The organism is Haloleucobacter albus (assembly GCF_052492075.1).
Genome location: NZ_JBQWAS010000025.1, coordinates 102117 through 124653 on the forward strand (window position 1 = coordinate 102117; position 22537 = coordinate 124653).

Consider the following 22537-nt stretch of genomic DNA (forward strand, 5'->3'; position numbering starts at 1 on the left):
GCAGAGGCCCGCCGCAGCGGGCCCGGTTCATCACAGCATGCGGGTCGAAAAATACCAATCGACCGTATCATATCCTTCAGAGGCGCGCTGTTCCGCCTCTTCCGGGGTTTTCGGGGTGGGCACAATCACCGGCTGGCCGGGCTCCCAGTTTTCCGGCATGGCGCAGCCATTGGCATCCGCCGTTTGCAGCGCCACCAGAAGGCGAAAAATCTCATTCACTGAGCGCCCCGCATTCATCGGATAATAGACCATGGCGCGCAGCACGCCTTCCGGGTCGATGATGAATGTGGCGCGCACGGCGGCGGTATCCGAAGCGCCGGGCTGGATCATGCCATAGGCCGACGCCACCTTCATGCTGAGATCCGCGATGATGGGGAACTTCACGTCCACGCCGAATTTCTCGCGAATATTACGCACCCAGGCAATATGCGAATAGTGACTGTCAATGGAGAGCCCCAGCAACTGCGTATTGCGGGCGGCGAAATCCTCATGCCGCCTGGCGAAACCGATGAACTCGGTAGTGCAGACTGGCGTAAAATCTGCCGGGTGGGAAAACAGCACCAGCCACTGGCCACGATAATCCGCCAGCTTCTTCTGGCCGTGGGTGGTGGGCGCGTCAAAATCCGGCGCCATTTCATTCAGGCGCGGCGCGGGGACCTGCGCTGTGATCTGCTGGGTCATGGGAATGCCCTCCTGCATCCGTGGTGTGACCACACAGATAGGCCCTTGCCAGATGTTTGTGAAATTGATTAAAGAAGCATCTGTTATTTAGATTTTCTATAATGAAACATGATCACCCTGCGCCAGCTCCGCTTTCTTGTCGCCGTTGCCGATGAACTGAACTTCTCGCGCGCGGCCGAGAAATGCCACGTCACCCAGCCCACGCTCAGTTCCGCCCTCAAGGAACTGGAGGACAGGCTGGGCGTGCAGCTGGTGGAACGCACCCGCCGCAAGGTGATGATGACCGAGATTGGTGACCGGATCACCGCGCGCAGCCGCCTGCTGCTCACCGCCGCGCGCGAGATCGAGGATCTGGCCGCCGCGCATCTGCGGCCGGATGAAGGGGATCTGCGGCTCGGTGCCATCCCCACCATCGGCCCCTTTCTGCTGCCTCCGGCGTTGCCGCTCATCCGCCGTCAGTTTCCCGCCCTGCGCCTGTTTCTGCGCGAGGAGCTGACGGAAAGCCTGCTGGAAGGCGTGCATGAGGGCCGGCTGGATGTGGCGCTGATCGCCCTGCCCTTTCCCATCGGCACGCTGGAAAGCATGGAGCTGTTTGAAGATGGCTACCAGCTTGCCGCCCCGCCCGATACCAGCCGCCCGCAACTGCTGGAGAGCAGCAAGCTGCTGCTGCTGGAAAAAGGCCACTGCCTGCAACGCCATGCCCTCAGCGCCTTTCCCGATAAATTTCTGGAGCAGGATGAGAGCTTTGCCGCCACCAGCCTCACCACACTCATCGCCATGGTCAGCGAGGGACTGGGCCTGACCCTGCTGCCCAACCTGGCTGTGGCGGCCGGAGTGGTGGGGGTGCAGCACATCACCCTCGCCCCCCTGCCCGGTGCCTGTCCGCGATGCGTGGTGCTGGTGTGGCGCAGCACATCTTCCCGCGCGGATATCTTCCGCAGGATCGGCGCGCTTCTGCAAAACACGCATGAGAATCTGCTCGCCACCGCACAAGAGCAGGCCCTCAAAGACCCCCGCCCGGAAGGCCCGGCCCCCGCCTGAAGCTGAACAGGCACCGAGATGAAGCGCCTGCCTTTCGGCGGGAAATGCACTACTCTGCCCGTTCATCACGTATGGATCAGAGAATCCAATGACGCGCACCAAGATTTACGAACTCGGCTTTCTGGCCACTATCACCCTTGTCACGGTGGCCTTCATTCTGCTGATTCTGCCTTATTATGGCGCGGTTCTGTGGGCCGTGATTCTGGCAATCCTGTTCAACCCCCTGCAAAAGCGCCTTGTCCGGTTCACCGGGGGATGCAGGAATGTGGCCGCCCTGCTCAGCGTGCTGGCCTGCATCTGCATTGTCGTCATTCCCGGTACAATCATCATGACCTCCCTCGCCCAGGAGGCCACAGGGCTTTATGAGCGTATCAGCAACCGGCAATTTGCCCCCGGCCCGGCTTTGGCCCAGTTGCAGAACAGCCTGCCCGATTTTGCCCGTCGCGGCCTTGAGGCGCTGGATCTCGGCAATATCTCGGAAATAGAAGCCCGGCTGACCTCATTCTTCCTGCAAGCCAGCCAGATCATTGCCACCAAGGCGGTGGCCATCGGGCAGAATACGGCGCAATTCATCATCAGCCTTGGCGTGATGCTGTATCTGCTCTTCTTCCTGTTCCGCGACGGCAGCCGCCTGATTGACAATCTGCGCCGCGCCAGCCCACTGGAAGAGCATCATACCGATCATATTCTCGAGAAGTTTTCATCCGTCGTGAAGGCGACTGTGAAGGGCAATGTCATCATCGCCATCATCCAGGGGGGCATTGGCGGCATCACCTTCTGGCTGCTGGATATTCAGGCGGCCCTTCTGTGGGCGGTGCTGATGGCCATCCTCTCCCTGCTGCCGGCCGTAGGCTCCGCGCTCATCTGGATGCCGACCGCCCTCTATCTGGCGCTGACGGGTGATTATCTGAAAGCTGGCATTCTGCTGGCCGTCGGCGTTCTCATCATCAGCATGATCGACAATTTCCTCCGCCCGCCCCTGGTCGGGCGTGGCACCATGCTGCCGGATTATGCCGTGCTCATCTCCACGCTTGGAGGGCTGTCCATGGTGGGCATGAATGGTTTTGTCATCGGGCCGCTCATTGTCGCGCTGTTCGTGGCGGTGTGGTCCCTGTTTGCAGATGACAAGGCCCGGATGCCCACCCCCGGCGAACCGGGCTGATCGACATGGAGGGGCCCGGCAGTTTCAGGCCCCGAAACGCCACCGGCCCGGACAATGCCGGGCCGGAAGACAAATCATCACATCAAGCCCCGCAAACCGAAGGGGAACGGTTGGCTCTGCTCATAGCCAGGGGGCGGTGCGGTCGAGGCCGATGAGCATTTCCGCATCCACGCGCGGACGCACCACCGCCATCTGGTCGCCCCGCACCAGAACCTCGGGAATGAGCGGGCGCGTATTATAGGTGGATGCCTGCACCGCGCCATAAGCGCCCGCCGTCATCACCGCCAGCAGATCGCCCGCCTTCAGCTCTGCCATGGGGCGGGCAAGGGCGAGGAAATCCCCCGTTTCGCAGACCGGGCCAACCACATCGGCCACCATCATCCGCGCATCGGCAGGCGCTTCACGCACCGGCAGAATATCATGATACGCCTCATAAAGGGTTGGCCGAATGAGATCATTCATCGCCGCATCGACAATGACGAAGGTCTTGTCCTCGCCGCGCTTCACATAGAGCACCCTGGTGACAAGAATGCCGGCATTGGCCACGATCATGCGGCCCATCTCGAAAATCAGCGGCAGTTCCAGCCCGCCCAGCGCCTTGCGCACCACGCCAGCATAAATATCCGGCGGAGGGGGCGTCGGATCACTGGCGGCATAGGGCACGCCCAGCCCGCCACCCAGATCCAGATGCCGCAGATCATGACCCGCCGCCATCAGATCACGCGCCAGCTCCGCCAGCAGCGCGACGGCATTCTCGAAAGGAGCCATATCGGTGATCTGGCTACCGATATGCATGTCCACGCCAGTCACGTCGATGCCGGGCAGGCGGGCAGCGCCCTCATACACCTCCCGCGCGCGGGAAATGGGAATGCCGAACTTGGTGGCCGAACGACCGGTGGAAATCTTCTGGTGGGTCTTCGCATCCACGTCCGGGTTCACCCGCACGGAAACCGGAGCCTTGCGACCCAGTGCGCTGGCTACTTCTGAAAGCGCCTCCAGCTCCGGCTCGCTCTCCACATTGAAGCACTTGATGCCGGCCTGAAGCGCCGCCGCCATTTCATCCTGCGTCTTGCCAACACCGGAAAACACGATGCGTTCACCGGGAATGCCAGCCGAGAGGGCCCGGCGCAATTCACCGCCGGAGACAATATCCGCCCCCGCGCCCAGCCGGGCCAGAGTGGCGATGACAGACTGGTTGGAATTGGCCTTCAGTGCATAGCACAGCAGGGCGTCGGAGCCACTGAAGGCCTCCATGAACACCTTGTAGTGCCGCTCCAGCGTGGCGGAAGAATAGCAATAGAACGGTGTTTTCACCGTTTCGGCCATTGCGGTCAGGTCCTGGCCTTCCGCGAACATGCGGCCATTGCGATAGGTAAAATGATGCATGGCAGGCGTGCCTTAATATCAGAAGCCGCGCCCACCCCCGAGCAATCGGGGTGGGCGACCACCGGGTGATCCCCCATGCCGCAGCCAGCCCGAAGCCTGTGGCTGCGCACGCCCTGGCGGATGACCCGTGGAAATGATGCGTTGGCTCAGAGCAGCCAGTCGAGGAAGAAGGAACGGTTCGGCGCTTCCGCGCCCTTCAGGTGGTCTTCCTCGGTCTGCCGGTTGGACTGGCCCCAGCCAAAGGATGTACCGGCCGTGGCACCCCCGCCCTGACCCGTTGCGCCCTGCGGCGTTGCCCAGGTTTCGCGGGTGGAAGCCTGGCTCGCAGTTGCCCCTGTCGCCGGGCTGGCCTGCTGGCCCGGCTGGCCTTGCGTGGAAGCCTGCGCCCCCGGTGCGCCTTGCGCATTCGGCGGCAGTTCAAGAGGCCCTTTCACGCCACATGCCGCAACCGCAAGCGTCATGAGAAGAGCGAAGGAAAGAGAAAGGCGGGGCATATATGGCAGCCGTCGGGGAGGTGAATTCGCGGCCAATATAGCCTGCATCGCGTCAAAGGCGAGCCCCTTCGGCCAAATCTGCCCAGATAAGCGGGAAGAGAACCGGCTAACAATAGCGTGATGATGCGGGCAGCCCAATTCCGGCCTGAAACAGGGCTATCGGTTTGCACACATCCGAAATCCTGCACGGCAGGCCGTTGACAGCCCTGCCACATGCCGCCTTCATGGGCGCGCGCATGAGCCGGATCAGCTACGCGCATCTGTTTCTCCCATATGGAATTTGCCCCATGGCCAATGCTGCGCCTGTCACCATCTGGCATAACCCTGTCTGTGGCACCTCCCGCAAGACTCTGGCCCGGCTGGAAGAGGCCGGCCTGACCCCGACAATCATCCAGTATCTGAAGACCCCGCCCAGCCGTGAAGAACTGGCCGGCGCCATTGCTGCCGCCGGCATCAGCGTGCGCGAGGCCCTGCGACAAAAGGGCGATCTTTATACCGAACTGGGCCTGGCCGATGAAAGCCTCACTGATGACGCCCTGCTGGATGCCATGATCGCCCACCCCGCATTGATCGAACGTCCCTTCGTCTTCACCTCCAGGGGCGTGCGTCTGTGCCGGCCCATGGACAAGGTTGAAGAGATCATCTGACAGCACGAGGCCGGGCGACGTTCAGCGACAGGCCACACAGCCCCACGGCAGGAGCAGAACAATGACGGACAATGCAGGCGCACAGGCCCCCGGCCAGACAAAGCGCAGCTCATGGCTGGCGAACCTGCCGCTGCAATGGAAGTTTGGCAGCCTGATTGTCATTCTGGTCAGCCTTTTCCTGCTGCTGCTCGGGGCCAACACCCTCACCCTCTATCTGGCCGGCCTGGCACAGAAACAGGCCGATGAGCTGGTGAGCTATGTGGAGATGAGCAACACCACCGCCCGCGCCATCAACCAGCGCCAGGCGGAATTGATTCAGGCCACCTTCACCCGGCCGGAAGCTCTCGACACCCGCTTGCAGGCAGCGGATCTGGAAGTCGCCCGCTCCATCACCAATCTACAAAATGCCACGAACAACCTGCCCGCGCTGCGCGAATTTGTTCATCAGGCCGCGCAGATCAATGATCGCTGGTCCGACACGGTGGCCCTCTCCATGGTCACGCTGGCCCGCAAACGGATGCAGGGCAATATTGAAGGGGAGGGGCCTGCTCTTCAGGCCTTCCTGCAAAATGAAGCCGGAGACGGCGGCAGCCGCGCCATTCTCGCCCGTCTGGATCAGATGAACAATGCGGCAGACACCATTTTGCGCACCTCCCGCATCAAGCTGGAGCGGGCGCAGAATATTGTGGTCTGGATTGACGCCATCGCCCTGCTGGCCGTGCTTCTGGCAGGCATTGGCGCGCTCTATCTCACCTCCCGCCTGATCGGCCGGCCCCTGCGCCATCTGGCTGATCTGATGGAGCGGCTCGCCAATCACGATCACACCATTGAAGTGCCCTATACGGAGCGCCGGGATGAGGTGGGCATCATCGGCCGGGCTCTGGCCGTGTTCCGTGCCATGGCACAGGAAACCTACGAAGCCAACTGGGTGAAGACTGCCGCAGCCAGCCTTTCCTCTCGCCTGCAAGCCACAGAAGATGTCGAAAATTTTGCCGGCAACCTTCTGGATGAGCTGGCCCCCAGCCTCAATGCCGGGGTGGGCGTGTTCTACAGTTTTGATGCGCAGAAGAAGGAACTCAACCTCACCGGCACCTATGCCTACAAGGCGCGCCGGCATGTCACCACCAGCTACAGGCTGGGCGAAGGCGTGGTGGGCCAGTGCGCGCGCAACCGGACACCCATTCTGCTTTCTCCCGTGCCCGATGATTACATCACCATCCATTCCGGTACCGGGGAAGCCACACCGGCTGCTGTGTTCGCCATTCCGCTGGTCAATAAGGGGCAGCTTCTGGGCGTCATGGAATTTGCCGCCTTCGAGCCCTTCAGCGGCAAACGCCAGGCGCTGGTGAATGAAGTGGCGCCAATGGCCGCCCTCTCGCTGGAAAACCTGACCCGCGCCGTGCGCACCCTCGAACTTCTGGAACAGACCCAGCGCCAGACCAACGAGCTGCGGGTGGCGGAAGAAGAGCTGCGCACCCAGCAGGAGGAATTGCGCGCCACCAATGAGCAGTTGCAGCAGCAATCCCAGAAACTGGCCGCCTCTGAAGAAGAGCTGCGGGTACAGGCTGAAGAACTGCAAAGCTCCAACGAGGTGCTTCGCCACAAATCGGAAGAACTGGAAACGCAGAAGCACAAACTGGAGGACATGAACCAGGAGATTGAAGCCCGCGCGGATGATCTGGCCCGCGCCAATCAGTACAAATCCCAGTTTCTGGCCAATATGTCCCACGAGCTGCGTACGCCTCTCAACAGCCTGCTGATCCTGGCTCATGATCTGGCGGAAAACCGCGCCGGCCATCTGGATGACGAGGAAATCGAGGCCGCCAATATCATTCATGGCTCGGGCACCAATCTGCTGCGGCTCATCAATGATATTCTCGATCTCTCCAAGGTCGAGGCTGGCAAGATGGATGTGGTGCGCGAGCCGGTGAGCATTCCCGCCATTGCAGCGCGGATGGAACGCAATTTCCGCCATGTCGCACAGGAAAAGGGGTTGGACTTCACGGTTTCCATCGCCCCTGACGCCCCGCCGCAGATCATCACCGATGATGGCAAGCTGGAACAGATCACCAACAATCTGCTCTCCAATGCCTTCAAGTTCACCACACAGGGCTCGGTGCGCGTCACCTTCGCCAGAGGGGCCGCCGACAAGATGCTGGATGTGGAGGTGACGGATACCGGCATCGGCATTCCCGAGGATAAGAAGGATTTCATCTTCCAGGCGTTCGAGCAGGTGGATTCCAGCACCCGCCGCCAGTTTGGCGGCACTGGTCTGGGGCTGGCCATCACCCTGCGCCTGGCCCGCCTACTGGGCGGCGATGTGACCGTACAGAGCACGCCGGGTGCGGGCTCGACCTTCCGTCTGAGCGTGCCGGTAGGCGAGGGGGCATCCTCTGCCAGCACGACAGGGCAGGGCGGAGCAAGCACCGCTCCCACAACGCAAACGCCGGCCCTCATGCCTCCCGCCGCTCCCGCGGTCCAGATCGCCAACCCCACCCCCGTCTTCGATGTGGAGGATGACCGCGCTACGCTGGAGAAGGGTGACACCATCATTCTCGCTGTTGAGGATGACCCCGCCTTCGCCCGCACTCTGGTCAATCTGGTGCGCCGCAAGGGATACAAGGCCCTGGCCGCCGGAGACGGCGTGAGCGCGCTGGAACTGGCCCGCGCCCACAAGCCCACGGGCATTCTGCTGGATGTGATGCTGCCCGGCATGGATGGCTGGACGGTGATTTCCCGCCTGAAGGCGGACCCGGCCACGCGCCATATTCCGGTGCATTTCGTTTCCGCTCTGGATGAGGAGCGGCGCGGGCGGGATCTGGGCGCGGTGGGCTTCCTCACCAAGCCGGTGACCGCCGAGGCGCTGAATGACGCGTTGGCGCTGCTCACCCATTTTTCGCCCGATCATTTGCGCCGGGTGCTGGTGGTGGATGACGACGCCACCTCCCGCCTGGCCGTGCGCAAGCTGCTGAGCGGCGAACAGGTGGAAATGGTGGAAGCCGACAGCGCCGAGAAAGCGCTGGAGCTGATCGGGCAGGGGGGCAGGGAAAGTTCACCATTGCCCTTCGACTGCATTGTTCTGGATCTCGGCCTGCCCGGCATGTCGGGCTTTGATTTCCTGGAGGCCCTCGCCACAGACGGGCAACAGGTGCCTGTCGTGGTCTATTCCGGCCGGGATCTGACTGCCGAAGAAAGCATGAAACTGAGAGCCTTCACCGATTCCATCGTGGTGAAGGGCGCGCTCTCACCCGAGCGCCTGCTGGATGAGGTGAGCCTGTTCCTGCATTCCGTGCGGCAGGAGATCCATGCCGTGCCGATGGACCCGGATGGAGACCTCAAGGGCCGCAAGCTGCTGCTCGTGGATGATGACATGCGCAACATCTACGCTCTGGCCAAGGTGTTGCGCGGCAAGGGGCTGGAGGTGAGCTTGGCGCAGGATGGCGCCAAGGCCATCGCCCAGCTCGACGCCCAGCCGGATGTGGAAATCGTGCTTATGGACATCATGATGCCGGTGATGGATGGCTATGAAGCCATGACCGAAATCCGCAAGAACCCCGCCCATGCCAAGCTGCCCATCATCGCCCTTACCGCCAAGGCCATGAAGGATGACCGCGAGAAATGCCTGGCCTCCGGCGCCAGTGATTATCTGGCTAAGCCCGTCGATGTGCCCAAGCTGCTTTCCATGATCCGCGCATGGCTGCCGCCAAGATGATGGAGGCATCTGCAATGCTGCCCGAAAGCCCCGCAGCGCTGGAAGAGATCGAAATGGATCTGTTCGTCAGTGCGCTTCATCGCGGCTATGGCTATGATTTTTCCGGCTATAGCCGGGCGTCGCTCACCCGGCGCGTGCGCAATCTGATGCACATTTTCGCGGCGCCCACCATCACCCATCTCACAGCGCGTATCCTGCATGAGCCGGCGCGGCTGGGTGATGTGATTTCCGGCCTGTCGGTTCCGGTTTCGGAATTCTTCCGCGATCCGCACGTGTTCCGCGCCCTGAAGGAGGAGGTGTTCCCCGTGCTCGCCTCCTATCCGGCCATCAATATCTGGCAGGCGGGCTGTGCCCATGGGCAGGAGGTGTATTCGCTGGCCATATTGTTGCAGGAAGCCGGGCTGTATGAGCGCGCGCGCATCTATGCCACAGATATGTCAGCGGCGGCGCTGGCCACGGCGCGCGATGGCATCTTTCCGCTTGCCGATGCCCGCGAGGCAGCCGCACGTTATCTGGCGGCAGGCGGAACTGGCAGCTTCTCCGAATATTACCATGCCCGCTATGATCTGATGAAACTGGATGAGCGGCTGATCTCCCGCGTGACCTTCGCCCAGCACAATCTCGTGACAGACGCCGTCTTCTGCGAGGCGCATCTCATATTGTGCCGCAATGTGCTCATCTATTTCACCAATCCGTTGCAGAACAAGGTTCTGGAGATGTTTGCCCAGAGCCTCGTGCGCGGCGGCTTCGTGTGTATCGGCACACGGGAAAATCTTGATTTCAGCCCGGCTAAAATGCGGTTTCGCCCGGTGGATGGCGAGGCCCGCATCTACCGCCTGAAGAAAAGCGGCGAGTGACGCCATGCGCCCCACCGCCATCGTGATCGGCGCATCCGCCGGCGGGCCGGCCGCCTTGCAGGCCCTGCTTTCACGATTGGAGAAAAATCCGCCCTTCGCGGTGGTGATTGTGAATCATATTGGTTCACAAGGCCCCGATCTGCTGGCAGATATATTATCTCCTCATTGTGCACTACCCGTGCAATTGGCGCGTGAGCGCGAACAGGTGACACCGGGTATGGTTCATATCGCGCCAAGCGGTTATCATCTGCAAGTCGAGCGCAGCCTCCGTTTTTCCCTCTCCGTGGATGCGAAAGTGCATTTCTCCCGCCCCGCCATTGATATTCTGTTTGAAAGCGCCGCCACGGCCTATGGCCGGCGTCTCGCAGCGCTGGTGCTCACCGGCGCCAGCGAGGATGGTGCCGCAGGGCTGGCCACAGTGCGCCGGAAAGGCGGTATGGCGCTGGTGCAAAGCCCCCAGGAAGCCGCCTTCAAGACCATGCCGCAAGCTGCGATCAACATTGCAGGGGCTGATGTGTGCGCCCCCATTGCAGACCTTGCCGACCATCTCAACAGGCTGTGCCAGTCATGACCGAAGAACCCCGCCCGAAGATTCTTGTGGTTGATGATGTCGCCGCCAATCTCGCCAGCATGCGCCGTCTGCTCGCGCCGGTGCATGCTGAAATCCATGAGGCCAGCTCCGGCAATGAGGCGTTGGCCCTGTGTCTGGATCATCGTTTTGCGCTCATCCTGCTGGATGTGCAGATGCCCGACATGGATGGCTTCGAGGTGGCTTCGCTGCTCAATAATGAGCCGCACACCTGCGATATTCCCATTGTCTTTGTCACGGCCGCCTATCTTGATGATATTAGCCGGCTTAAGGGCTATACATTCGGGGCGGTGGATTATATCGCCAAGCCCATAAATGATGCCGTGCTCCTCTCCAAGGTCACGGTGTTTCTGGAGCTGCATATTTCCAAGATGCGGCTGCGCGCGGCCATGGAAGAGCTGGAAAAACGCAACCGCCAGCTTGAAATCGAAATCGAGGAGCGCCGGCGGGTCGAAAAGCAGATCCGCCACATGGCCACCCACGATGCGCTGACGGGGCTGGGCAACCGCATTCTGTTCGCGGAGCAGCTCTCCCGCGCTATCGCGCAGACTGCGCAAACCTCCCAGTCCTTCGCGCTGCTCTATATCGACATAGACGGCTTCAAGAAGGTGAATGATACCCATGGCCATGCAGCCGGGGATGCCCTTTTGTGCGCCATTGCTGAACGCCTGCGCGCCAATCTGCGTTATCAGGATTATGCTGTGAGGCTAAGCGGCGACGAGTTCGCCGTCATCATGCGGGATCTTCAGGAAGAAGATATTGCAGTGAAACAGGGCGAACGCCTCAGCGCGGCGCTGGATCTGCCCTATATTCTCACCCTGGGTGACACCTGCCTGACAGTCCGTATCAGTGCCAGTATTGGCATTGCGCTGTATCCTAGACATTCCACATCGGATTCGGATCTGGTGCAACTGGCTGACGCCGCCATGTATCAGGCCAAGAAAGCCGGGCGTGGCAAGGTGGAAATGGCGCATCTGCCCGAAGCACCCCGCCGGAATGCGACGGGCTGAAACAGGCTCGCTTTCTGCCCCCTTCCATGCAGGCACCCTTGAGGGCCCCCTTGCCGGCCGGCCTCTTCCGTCTGCAACAGGAGAGTGCTAACTGAGCATAATTCCTCCGGTTTCACGCTTCGCGCCGGCCCTGCCACAAGGAGCAGACGTGCCCAGACCTTCACGGCCCTCGCATTCCATTTCCGTGGATTTGATTGCCGTGCTGGCGGCCGTCACCGCTGGTGCGCCTCGGGTGATGACCCTGAAGGATGGGCAGGCACTGCCCAGCGGCCCCTTCGAGCTGGAACATCGCTCGTTACAATCCGGCCTGCGAGACTGGGTGGAGCAAAAAACCCACCATCCGCTCGGCTATGTGGAACAGCTTTATACCTTCGCCGACAAGGACAGGGCCGGGGAGCAAAGCGCCCAGCGCACCATCTCCATCAGCTATCTGGGCCTGACCCGCGCACTGGATGACGCTGAAGCCGGCTGGCGCAGCTGGTATGATTATTTCCCGTGGGAAGACCACCGTGCAGGGCCACCGGATCTCATCTCCCAAATGATTGCCCCGGCTCTGGCCATATGGGCGCAGGCCCCCCGCAGCCAGGGCGTGCGGGAAGAACGCCGCCAACGCATCATGGTAACCTTCGCGCTGGACGATCACCCCTGGAATGAAGAACTGACCCTTCAGCGCTATGAACTGCTTTACGAGGCCGGCCTCGTGCCCGAAAGCTGGCGCGGGGAGGGGGCGGAAACAGCCTCCGCATGCCGAGAGAAAGAGGCCGCCCCGCAGGTGCCCGGCCTCGACATGATCGCCGATCACCGGCGCATTCTGGCCACCGGCATTGCCCGGCTGCGGGCGAAAATCAAATATCGTCCGGTCGTATTCGAGCTGATGCCTCCCACTTTCACCCTGCTGCAATTGCAACGCTGCGTAGAGGCGCTAGCCGGACGCACCGTTCACAAGCAAAATTTTCGTCGGCTCATGGAGGCCCAGGAGCTGGTGGAAGAAACCGGCGAAACCACCTCCGAAACAATTGGAAGACCTGCAAAACTCTTCCGCTTCCGCAGTGCCATTTTGGCCGAACGGGCACTGGTGGGCACAAAATTGCCGCTCGCACGCACTTGACAGATGCAATGCTCAAAATGAGTATATAAAAAATATATGCTCAATGTGAGTATAAAGATATGCCTGTCAATGTCATCGAACGCCCCGCTTCGACGGGTGCCCCCATCCGCACGGAAGCACGCTCTGCGCCGGCCTCCGCCCCCTCCATGCCGGCGGCGTTCGCCCGTACGGCTGAGCTGTATGAGCGCGTGAGCCGGGTTATCCCGCCAGCCGACTGGGCGCTGTTCGCCGATGATGTGGAGGCTATTCTCCGCCTGAAGCGCGAGCGCAATGCGGTGATCCTGGCGCACAATTACCAGACGCCGGAAATCTTCCACTGCGTCTCAGATATTGTCGGCGACAGCCTGGCACTGGCCCGCGAGGCGATGAATGTGGATGCCGATGTGATCGTGCTCGCCGGCGTCTATTTCATGGCTGAAACCGCCAAGATGCTGAACCCCGGCAAGACGGTTCTCATCCCCGATGCCGCTGCCGGTTGCTCGCTGGCCGATTCCATCACTCCCGCCGATGTGCGCCTCATGCGCGAGGCCCATCCCGGTGTGCCGGTGGTGGCCTATGTGAACACTTCCGCCGATGTGAAGGCGGAAGTCGATATCTGCTGCACCTCCGGCAATGCGGTGAAGGTGGTCAACTCCCTCAACGCGCCAAAGGTCATCATGCTGCCGGACCAGTATCTGGCCCGGAACGTGGCGGCCGAGACCGATGTGGAGATCATCACCTGGGCCGGCCAGTGCGAGGTGCATGAGCGCTTCACCCCGCAGGATGTGCGAGATCTGCGCGAAGCCAATCCCGGCGTTACCGTGCTGGTGCATCCCGAATGCCCGCCGGAAGTGGTGGCCGAGGCGGACTTTGCCGGCTCCACTGCCGCCATGGCCAATTATGTGGGCGAGAAGCGCCCCTCCCGCGTCGTGCTGCTCACCGAATGCTCGATGAGCGACAATATTGCGGTGAAATATCCCGATCTCGACTTTGTGCGCCCCTGCAATCTGTGCCCGCACATGAAGAAGATCACGCTCGCCAATATCCGCTCCGCGCTGGAAAACAACACCCACGAGGTGCTGCTGGACCCGCGCACCAGCGAGAAGGCGCGCCTCTCCGTTGAACGGATGCTGGCGATATGACATCCGCCCACCCGGCCCTTTCGGCGCTCCACGGCCAGCCCGTCATCATCGGAGCCGGGCTGGCGGGGCTTTCGGCGGCGCTGTTTCTGGCACCGCGCCCCGTGGTTCTGCTGAGCAGAGGGGCGCTTGAACAGGATGGCTCCAGCCCGCTGGCACAGGGCGGCATGGCCGCCGCCATGGCTGATGATGACAGCGTAGCTCTGCATCTGGCCGATACGCTGGCCGCTGGGGCTGGCCTGTGCGATCGCGACATGGCCGAACGCATTCTGTCCGGTGCACCCCAGGCCATTGAAGAGCTTCAGCACATCGGCACGGCGTTTGACCGCACCGCTGGTGGCGCGCTGGCGCTGGGGCTGGAAGCGGCGCATTCGCGCCACCGCATCGTTCACGCCCATGGTGACGGTACCGGCCGCGAGGCGGTGCGAGCGCTGACCGCAGCCGTGCGCGCCTGCCCCTCCATTACCATACTGGAGCATGTGGATGTGCGCCGGCTTCTGGTTATGGATGGCGCATTGTGCGGCGTCATGCTGGCCGGAGCCGCAGAAGGCGCCATTCTGCGCACACGGCAGGTGGTGCTGGCCACCGGCGGGGCAGGGGCACTGTTCACCCACACCACCAACCCTGCCAGTTCCTTCGGCATGGGCCTTGCGCTGGCGGCCCGCGCTGGAGCGGAGCTGGCGGATCTGGAGTTCGTGCAGTTCCACCCCACCGCTCTGGCGCTGCCCGGCATGGAAGGCCGGCGCACGCCGCTCATCAGCGAGGCGGTGCGCGGGGAAGGGGCCTTGTTGGTGAATGGCGCAGGCGAGCGTTTCATGGCCGGTATTCCCGGTGCGGAACTTGCCCCGCGCGATGTGGTGGCCCGTGCCGTCTGGGCACAGCTTCAACAGGGCGAACAGGTCTTTCTGGATGCCCGGACATGTCTGGGCACAGGTTTCGCCACGCGCTTTCCCGCCATTTCAGCAGCCTGCGCTGAAGCCGGCATCAACCCGGAGACGCATCTCATCCCCATCCGCCCGGCAGCACATTACCATATGGGCGGCATTGCCGTTGATGCACGCGGCCGCAGCACTGTAGAGGGCCTGTGGGCCTGTGGTGAAGTTGCCTCCACCGGACTGCATGGGGCCAATCGGCTCGCCAGCAATTCGCTGGTGGAAGCCGTGGTGTGCGGGCGCTGGGTGGCGCAGGATATTGCCGGCATCGCCATGCCTGCGCCGGCACGTCGCGTTCTGGGTGAAATCCCCCCCGCGGCAGATCCGGCCCCAGCGCGGGCCATTCTCTCCCGTCATCTTGGCGTACTGCGCCATGCCGATGGGCTGACTGCGGCCGTGCGTGAGTTGTTACCGCTGGCCGAACAGAGCAGACCGGCAAGCGACCCCGCACTTGTGGGCCTGATGATGGCGCTCTGCGCCCTGCAACGGGAAGAAAGCCGGGGAGGACATTTCCGTACGGATTTTCCCACTTTGGCTGAAACCCGCCGTTCCCGCATCACGCTTGCCGCCGCACGCACTGCGGCCCTCACGCTCGAAGCCCGCTCTGCGCCTGCTTCCACCTCCCTCGACCAGACCAACTGACGGACCTTCCCAAAATGGATTTGAGCCCGCTCCCTGAAATCATGGTGGAGCCCATCGTCCGCGCCGCACTGCTGGAAGATCTGGGCCGAGCCGGCGACATCACCAGCGATGCCATCGTGCCGGCCCATTACAGCACCGGCATGGATCTGGTCGTGCGCCAGCATGGCGTAGTGGCCGGGCTCGACTGCGCCCGGCTGGCCTTTCACTTGATGGACCCCTCCATTGCCTTTCGCCCGGTTCTGGCAGACGGTGCCAGCGTGGTGCCCGGCGCCGTGATCGCCCAGGTGGAAGGCCCCGGCCGTGGCCTGCTGACAGCGGAACGCACCGCGCTGAACCTGATGTGCCATCTCTCCGGCATCGCCACGGCCACCGCCGGACTGGTGCAGGCCGTGGCAGGACACAAGGCGCAGATTGTCTGCACCCGCAAGACCACACCCGGCCTCCGGGCGCTGGAGAAGCATGCGGTGCGGGCCGGAGGTGGCTCCAACCACCGTTTCGGCCTCGATGATGCTGTTCTGGTGAAGGACAATCACATCGCCATTGCCGGCTCTGTCGGTGAGGCTGTGGCCCGCGTGCGCGCCCATGCTGGCCATATGGTGAAGATTGAAGTGGAGGTGGATACACTCGCCCAGCTGGATGAACTTCTGGGTTTGGGTGTGGACGCTGTATTGCTCGACAATATGACACCGGACCTGCTGGCCCAGGCTGTCACCATGGTAAGCGGGCGTATGATTACTGAAGCCTCCGGCCGGGTGAATCTGGAGAGCGCACCGGCCATCGCCGCCTCAGGGGTGGATCTCATCTCCGTGGGCTGGCTGACCCATTCCGCCCCCATTCTCGATATTGGTCTGGATGCTGCGTGAACTAACGGGCCTGCTGTTTTCAGCAATGGCAGGCCTGCACGACAGTGCTTCCACTCCTGCAAATACGATATTTTTAGTTTAGAAACAGATACTTACAGAGTTAAGTATGTTTGTATACTTTTATACGGATTATTTTGATGAACTCCCCCAGCGCAACACATTCCGTGCGTCAAGCGCTACGCAATATCCTCAGCCCAATCTGGAATTGTTCCAATCATTTGTTATCAGGCTCGTTTCCCGCCTTTTCCATTTGTACATGGCGCACAAGAAGCGCTTCATGGCTGCTGAAATAACAACCATTGCCGGAGAGTGCAGAGCCTGAAGCTGATTGGCTCGCCCTAGCACGCTTTCTTCCCGGCGATGCAGGAGACGAACCGTGAAACTGCGCCCCGCCGGGCGGCATCCGGCCTCCGGCCGGAGCTTTGCCCGCATGTTTTCCGCCTGCACATTGGCTCTGCCCCTCACTCTCCTGCTGGCCCTGCCAGATGTGGCAACCGCAGCCAATGCCCCCCAGACGGAAGATGCAACACGCCAGGCCGGGCTTGAAACATTGGGCGAACAGCTTTTCTTCGACACCAATCTGTCCAGAAACCGCACCCAGGCCTGCGCCACCTGCCATATGCCGGATATTGGATTTGTGGATGCACGGGAAACAGAAAACGCCGGCAAGGCTGTTTCTCTCGGAGACGATGGCACATCTCTCGGGGATCGCAACGCGCCCACAGCCAGCTATGCTCGCTTTAGCCCACCCTTTGGCAAATCCTCGAAGCCCGGCCTTTATCACGGCGGCCAGTTTCTCGATGGACGCGCACGTGACCTGGCAGAACAAGCCGGCGGGCCCCCGCTCAACCCTCTGGAAATGGGCATGCCGGACAAGGCCAGCGTGGTGGAACGGCTGAAGGAAAACCCGGATTATGTTTCCGCTTTCGGCAAACTCTATGGCCCTGCCACGCTGAATAACCCCGATGCCGCCTATACCGCGATGACCGAAGCTATCGCCGCTTTTGAGCAAACAGCAGCATTTGCGCCCTTCGATTCAAAATATGATCGCTATTTGCGCGGCGAGGAAAAGCTGACAGATCAGGAAGAACTGGGCCGTTTGCTGTTCTTCTCCAGGCAGTTCACCAATTGCAATCTCTGCCACCAGTTACGCAAACGCGTTGGAGAGAAGGAGGAAACTTTCTCCAATTACGAGTTTCACAATATTGGCGTGCCGAAAAACACCATCGCCCGTGCGGCCGCCGGCCTGCGGCCTGAAAGCCGCGATATGGGACTGGCGCAGAACCCCAATGTGCCGGAAGAGGAAAAAGCCGCTCAGGCCGGGCGCTTCAAGGTGCCGACATTGCGCAATGTGGCTGTCAGCGGCCCCTATATGCACAATGGAGTGTTCAAGGATCTGCGCACCGTCATTCTCTTCTACAACACTTACAATACGCGCAATCCAGCCCGGCGCATCAACCCGGAAACCGGCGAAACATTTGCGTCGCCAGAAGTGGAAGAGAATATCTCACTGAAGGAATTGCAGACCGGCCCCGCGCTCGACAACCGGCGGATTGATGCCCTTGTCGCCTTTCTGAAAACGCTCACGGACAAGCGGTACGAACATCTTCTGGAGCAAGAATAGCGCGGCCCGACCGTTACATCTGGGTGCGTGCGCGAATGGCCGCCGAAAGCGTGCCTTCATCCAGATAATCCAGTTCCCCACCGACAGGCACACCCTGCGCCAGCCGGGTGACTTTCACGGGCAGTTCACGCAGAAGATCCGTCACATAATGGGCCGTTGTCTGTCCGTCGACTGTTGCGCCCAGCGCCAGGATCACCTCACGGATAGCTTCCTGACTGACCCGCTCCACCAGAGTGGAGAGATTCAGTTCTTCCGGGCCAATGCCATCCAGAGGCGAGAGTACGCCGCCCAGCACATGATAGCGGGCATTCAGCACCCCGGCGCGCTCCAGAGCCCATAAATCGCCGACATCAGCCACCACCACCAGAAGACTTTTCTCGCGGTTTGGATCGCTGCACACCGTGCAGGGGTCACACACATCAATATTGCCGCATACACGGCATTCCACAATCTTCTCCAAGGCATCAGCCATGGCGCGGGAGAGCGGGTCCATCAGCCCCTCCCGCTTGCGGATGAGATGCAAGGCCGCCCGGCGCGCCGAGCGCGGCCCCAGACCCGGAAGACGGGCCAGCAACTGGATGAGACGTTCAATCTCTGGACCGGCAATGGCGCGAGGCATGGATGGCAACAATCACTTCCCACCGGCAACCAGAGCCGGCCATGCCCTGATGTAGCCTCTTGCGGCCCTTCGCTGCAATGCGCCGGACAAATATCTCCAGGCTCGCACACACGCCTGTGACAGTGACCCAAGTTCTGCAATGCAACATCAAGACTTTCAGAACATCCTGTGTTCTGAAAGCTTTCAGCCAACAGCCAGCACGCCACTTTTCCTTTAATTTCAAGGTGCCATGGTACAGATGAAACTTGCGCCAGAGGCTTGGCTCACAAATGTTTGATATGCCTCAATGCATCAGAATAAACACCAAATGGTTGCATGATGCCATCAAAACTATCAGTAAAAGGCGCCAGGCGGTGTGTTGCAATGCAAGTCGCCGATCACAAACGCTTGAAAGCATTTGCTACTCACCGGCCTGAGATTTGTGGCTACTCGAAAATTTGAAGCAGCACAGCTCATTTATTGCCCACTTTTTTGAAGTTTGGATTGTCACGCATTTCGGGTCTGATATAGGACAATACTGAGGCCTTGAATGCTTTACTCAGATGTCAAGCTTCAATGCTGATCCGTCTTTCGCGGTAACGAACAAGCAGAAAGGGGCTTCCGTGAGCGAATCTGCACCCAACCCACAAGCGTCGAACCATATTGATTTCACTGCGGATATTGTCGCAGCCTATGTCAGCAACAATAGTGTCGCGGCGAATGATCTTCCTGCTCTTATTGAGTCAGTTCATCGGGCCCTTGGTCAGCTCGGCACGCCTTCCGCCCCGCCGGCTGAAGAACTCAAGCCTGCTGTGCCAATCAAGAAATCTGTGACGCCAGATTATATTATTTGCTTGGAGGACGGGAAGAAGTTCAAATCCCTGAAGCGCCATCTGCGCACCAGCTATGGCATGACCCCGGATGCCTATCGCGAAAAATGGGGCCTTCCGAAGGATTATCCCATGGTTGCGCCAGCTTATGCTGCGGCACGCTCTGAACTGGCGAAGAATATGGGCCTTGGCCAGAGCCGCAAGAAAGCCGCCCCCACCCCCAAAAAAGCGCCTGTTCGTCGCAAGGCTGCTGAAGACTGAAAAATGCACACGGATAGCCCATGGCTGTCACGCATGCGTATCAGAGCCACATATGGCTCCTCACTACCCCGAATTTTCCTGAAACGGGTTGGTGTGTATACACTGAATGCTTGTATACAATTCTACATATTGATATTGTCACCCGGTCTCGCCGCCAGGCTCGCGAATAGGCGATGCGAACGTCGAGACCGGAGCAATCTCACCTTCTGATCCCCGCCACTCTCCACCACACCTTCCATACAAAAGCCGCGCGCATGATGTGACATGCAACGCGGCCTGTTGGTTTTACGGCTGAAACAGATGTTTCACCGCATCTCAGAGCACGCCAAGACGCAATAAAATCTCATCCAGCTGATCCAGGCTCTGATATTTCAGGCGCAATTCTCCGCTCTCGCCCTTGCTCTCCACAGAGACCGTCATGCCAAGGGCATCAGTCAAACGTTTTTCAAGTGCCAGAATATCTGCAGATTTCGCGCCACTTGCCTTGCCTCCGCGTGCAGAGGCCTTCGGTGCGCCCGTTTCCACAGCATTGCGCACCTTCGCCAACGCTTCCACATCGCGCACATTCAGGCCCTGTTCCACCACCTGCCGGGCAACCCCTTCCGGGTCATCATGGGCCAGCAAAGCGCGTGCATGTCCAGCTGTCAGCCGGCCATCCTCCAGATAGGATTTGACCCCACTCGGCAGTTTCAGCAAACGCAGCGTATTGGCGATATGGCTACGGCTTTTGCCGATCACCTTAGCCAGATCCGCCTGAGTGTAGGCAAACTCTTCCATCAGGGATTCATAGCCCTGCGCCTCTTCAACCGGGTTGAGATCTGCGCGTTGCACATTTTCGATGATGGCAACTTCCAGCGCTTCACGCTCGGTCAGATCCAGCAACACCACCGGAACTTCGTGCAGGCCCGCGCGCTGGGCTGCACGCCAGCGCCGCTCACCCGCGACAATCTCAAACGTATCCGGCATCGTCAGCGCGCGCACAACGATGGGCTGAATGATACCCTTTTCACGGATAGAGGCCGTGAGATCCTCCAGCCCATCTTCCATGAAAGCACGACGCGGATTACGCGGGGAGGGGTGTACATGCTCAATGGGCAAACGACGAGGCGCACCGCTATGGCCCTGCTCCGGGCGGCCCATATCCGGCGTGTCGTCAATTTCGCCAATCAGTGCAGCAAGCCCCCGGCCCAACCGGGAACGCGGTTCATCCGCCATTCTTCTTAATCCTGTCTCGTCTTCAGCCACCCATTTAACGGGGCGGCGCACATTTTGGTTCAGGCCACTGCGGCCCGCAGGGCCTGTTCGCGCCGGATAATTTCCGACGCCAGCCGCAGATAAGCCTGAGAGCCTGCGCATTTCAGATCATACAACAAGGCTGGCTTGCCATAGGAAGGCGCCTCGGACAAACGCACATTGCGCGGGATCATGGTCTCATACACCTTGGCGCCGAACACCTCGCGCACATCCTTTTCCACCTGAACGGACAGCTTGTTTCGGCTGTCGAACATGGTGAGAACCACACCCTGAATATCCAGACGCGGATTAAGCGCAGCCCGAACCTGCATCACCGTGCTGCGCAACTGAGAAAGCCCCTCAAGCGCGAAAAATTCGCACTGTAGAGGCACCAGAATGGCATCCGCCGCCACCATGGCGTTGAGTGTAAGAAGAGAAAGGGAAGGGGGACAATCCACCAGCACATAGGTGAACTGGGGGCCTTGCCCATCGCGCGCCAGCACTTCCAGCGCGTTGCGCAGGCGAAAATTCCTGTCCTTCTCACCGGAAATCTGAAGTTCAAAGCTGGCGAGATCCTGAGTGGCGGGCACCAGGTTCAAGCCTGGCACACATGTGGTGACAATGCTTTCACGCATTGTCACATCTCCCATCAGCACATCATAGCTGATGAGCTTGCGCTCCCGCGCCTCAACGCCCAGCCCGGTGGAGGCATTGCCCTGCGGATCCAGATCCACCACCAGCACCTTCTCGCCAATGGCAGCCAGCGCCGTTCCCAGATTAATGGCTGTCGTGGTTTTGCCCACACCACCCTTCTGGTTGGCAAGAGCCAGAACCCTCGGGCGCACCGATCCACGCCCCGTAGCGGAGCCAGAAAAAGGGGCACTGTTCTGGTCTGTCATGGTCATGATCCCCGACGCATCGCTATCGACCCGTCCTGTATCATCCGTGCCGATGCTGTCGGCCAGATGAAATGAAACAACAGCATATGGCTGCAAAACCGAAAAAAGCGGCGGTCCATGCACATTGCATGGATTCAGCCCGATTACTCAGCCTTTGCCCTTGCCCCTCCATGCTTCCCCATTGGGGTTGGCAAATTGCTGCGCTGCCCGAATGACGAGAATCTGTCCCTCCGGATCGCTGAGGCTGGGCGTCAATTCAGCATCCAGTGTCCAGCCTTTACGCGCTTCGGTCAATTCAAGTTCGGCATCCCGGCCCTTGTGAAAAAGGCCAATTGCCCCCTCAGCCAGAAAGGCACGAGCCAGATCCAGCAGCCGGGGCAGGGGGGCCAGAGCACGGGCAGACACCACATGCGTGCCCGGTGCAAGGCGCTCTGCAACGGCTTCAATGCGCTGGGCATATACATCAACAGGCAGCCTGGCGAGGCGCGTGGCCTCTCTCAGAAAGGCCGCCTTGCGGGTATCGCTTTCCACAAGATGAATACGAGCGCCCTCGCGCTCCGCCAGAACAGCGGCGATCACCAGACCGGGGAAGCCCCCACCAGAGCCAAGATCCACCCATTTGAGAGCAGTATCCGGCACCTGTGGCACAAGCTGGAGCGAATCACCGATATGCCGGGACCACAAATCCGGCAGAGAAGCGGGAGCCACCAGATTGATGGTCTTCTGCCATTTCACCAGCAGCTCGGCGATGATTTCAAGCCGGGCGAATGTTTCACGTGAAACAAGCTGTGCGATGGCATCCTTGCCCCGCATCTCTCCTGTGGCTGTGAAACCTGCACCCACCTTTGCC

The 22537-nt window shown here is 60.6% G+C and carries 20 protein-coding genes; 13 read left to right on the forward strand and 7 right to left on the reverse strand.

Annotation, left to right across the window (positions count from 1 at the left end; genetic code table 11):
* Positions 1–30 precede the first annotated feature (30 nt).
* A complete protein-coding gene (locus ACT6QH_RS07810) occupies positions 31–681 on the reverse strand; it encodes a peroxiredoxin (protein WP_444974251.1) in 651 nt (216 codons plus the stop codon).
* Between the two features lie 108 nt (positions 682–789).
* On the opposite strand from ACT6QH_RS07810, the gene ACT6QH_RS07815 reads away from it, so the two are divergent.
* Together ACT6QH_RS07815 and ACT6QH_RS07820 are read left to right on the forward strand one after the other, a co-directional pair.
* Positions 790–1722 carry a LysR family transcriptional regulator gene (locus ACT6QH_RS07815; RefSeq protein WP_444974252.1) on the forward strand — a complete coding sequence of 311 codons (933 nt, stop codon included), beginning with the start codon at positions 790–792 and terminating at the stop codon, positions 1720–1722.
* Positions 1723–1810: 88 nt separating this feature from the next.
* Complete coding sequence (locus tag ACT6QH_RS07820; protein WP_444974253.1) at positions 1811–2884, forward strand: AI-2E family transporter; 1074 nt, start codon at positions 1811–1813, stop codon at positions 2882–2884.
* 120 nt (positions 2885–3004) lie between these two features.
* On the opposite strand, the gene lysA is transcribed toward ACT6QH_RS07820, so the two are convergent.
* Both lysA and lptM read right to left on the reverse strand, forming a co-directional pair.
* Positions 3005–4270, reverse strand: coding sequence for a diaminopimelate decarboxylase (gene lysA / locus ACT6QH_RS07825; protein WP_444974254.1), 1266 nt, complete (start codon positions 4268–4270; stop codon positions 3005–3007).
* 146 nt (positions 4271–4416) lie between these two features.
* Positions 4417–4764 (reverse strand): LPS translocon maturation chaperone LptM, encoded by a 348-nt coding sequence (lptM, locus tag ACT6QH_RS07830; protein ID WP_444974255.1) that lies wholly within the window; start codon positions 4762–4764, stop codon positions 4417–4419.
* A 287-nt stretch (positions 4765–5051) separates the two neighbouring features.
* On the opposite strand from lptM, the gene arsC reads away from it, so the two are divergent.
* The 10 genes from arsC (at position 5052) to ACT6QH_RS07880 (ending at position 17866) form a co-directional block, all read left to right on the forward strand.
* The gene (gene arsC, locus ACT6QH_RS07835) at positions 5052–5411 is read left to right on the forward strand and encodes an arsenate reductase (glutaredoxin) (protein WP_444974256.1); all 360 of its coding nucleotides are present in this window, start codon (positions 5052–5054) and stop codon (positions 5409–5411) included.
* A gap of 61 nt (positions 5412–5472) precedes the next feature.
* Positions 5473–9123: a response regulator gene (locus ACT6QH_RS07840; protein WP_444974257.1), complete on the forward strand. Its 3651-nt coding sequence runs from the start codon at positions 5473–5475 to the stop codon at positions 9121–9123.
* Positions 9105–9980, forward strand: a complete 876-nt coding sequence (locus tag ACT6QH_RS07845) for a CheR family methyltransferase (protein ID WP_444974258.1) — start codon at positions 9105–9107, stop codon at positions 9978–9980. Before ACT6QH_RS07840 ends, ACT6QH_RS07845 begins: the two co-directional genes overlap by 19 nt.
* 4 nt (positions 9981–9984) lie before the next feature.
* Positions 9985–10551 (forward strand): chemotaxis protein CheB, encoded by a 567-nt coding sequence (locus ACT6QH_RS07850; protein WP_444974259.1) that lies wholly within the window; start codon positions 9985–9987, stop codon positions 10549–10551.
* The gene (locus tag ACT6QH_RS07855; RefSeq protein WP_444974260.1) at positions 10548–11579 is read left to right on the forward strand and encodes a diguanylate cyclase; all 1032 of its coding nucleotides are present in this window, start codon (positions 10548–10550) and stop codon (positions 11577–11579) included. The genes ACT6QH_RS07850 and ACT6QH_RS07855 overlap by 4 nt, the downstream gene beginning before the upstream one ends.
* Positions 11580–11727: 148 nt before the next feature.
* Positions 11728–12687 carry an NUDIX hydrolase gene (locus ACT6QH_RS07860; protein ID WP_444974261.1) on the forward strand — a complete coding sequence of 320 codons (960 nt, stop codon included), beginning with the start codon at positions 11728–11730 and terminating at the stop codon, positions 12685–12687.
* 146 nt (positions 12688–12833) lie between these two features.
* Complete coding sequence (gene nadA, locus ACT6QH_RS07865; protein ID WP_444974348.1) at positions 12834–13808, forward strand: quinolinate synthase NadA; 975 nt, start codon at positions 12834–12836, stop codon at positions 13806–13808.
* Complete coding sequence (locus ACT6QH_RS07870; RefSeq protein ID WP_444974262.1) at positions 13805–15379, forward strand: L-aspartate oxidase; 1575 nt, start codon at positions 13805–13807, stop codon at positions 15377–15379. The genes nadA and ACT6QH_RS07870 overlap by 4 nt, the downstream gene beginning before the upstream one ends.
* A 14-nt stretch (positions 15380–15393) precedes the next feature.
* Positions 15394–16242, forward strand: a complete 849-nt coding sequence (gene nadC, locus ACT6QH_RS07875) for a carboxylating nicotinate-nucleotide diphosphorylase (RefSeq protein ID WP_444974263.1) — start codon at positions 15394–15396, stop codon at positions 16240–16242.
* 430 nt (positions 16243–16672) lie between these two features.
* Positions 16673–17866, forward strand: coding sequence for a cytochrome-c peroxidase (locus ACT6QH_RS07880; protein WP_444974349.1), 1194 nt, complete (start codon positions 16673–16675; stop codon positions 17864–17866).
* A 13-nt stretch (positions 17867–17879) separates the two neighbouring features.
* Here ACT6QH_RS07880 and recR read toward each other — a convergent pair whose 3' ends face one another.
* Complete coding sequence (gene recR, locus ACT6QH_RS07885) at positions 17880–18485, reverse strand: recombination mediator RecR (protein WP_444974350.1); 606 nt, start codon at positions 18483–18485, stop codon at positions 17880–17882.
* 602 nt (positions 18486–19087) lie between these two features.
* Here recR and ACT6QH_RS07890 point away from each other — a divergent pair.
* Positions 19088–19555 carry a Ros/MucR family transcriptional regulator gene (locus ACT6QH_RS07890; RefSeq protein WP_444974264.1) on the forward strand — a complete coding sequence of 156 codons (468 nt, stop codon included), beginning with the start codon at positions 19088–19090 and terminating at the stop codon, positions 19553–19555.
* A gap of 315 nt (positions 19556–19870) precedes the next feature.
* Here the strand turns inward: ACT6QH_RS07890 and ACT6QH_RS07895 are convergent, their stop codons facing one another.
* From ACT6QH_RS07895 to rsmG, 3 genes are all read right to left on the reverse strand, one after another.
* Positions 19871–20770, reverse strand: a complete 900-nt coding sequence (locus ACT6QH_RS07895; RefSeq protein ID WP_444974265.1) for a ParB/RepB/Spo0J family partition protein — start codon at positions 20768–20770, stop codon at positions 19871–19873.
* Between the two features lie 59 nt (positions 20771–20829).
* Positions 20830–21687, reverse strand: coding sequence for a ParA family protein (locus ACT6QH_RS07900; protein WP_444974266.1), 858 nt, complete (start codon positions 21685–21687; stop codon positions 20830–20832).
* Between the two features lie 147 nt (positions 21688–21834).
* Positions 21835–22500 (reverse strand): 16S rRNA (guanine(527)-N(7))-methyltransferase RsmG, encoded by a 666-nt coding sequence (gene rsmG, locus ACT6QH_RS07905; protein WP_444974267.1) that lies wholly within the window; start codon positions 22498–22500, stop codon positions 21835–21837.
* Between the last annotated feature and the right edge of the window lie 37 nt (positions 22501–22537).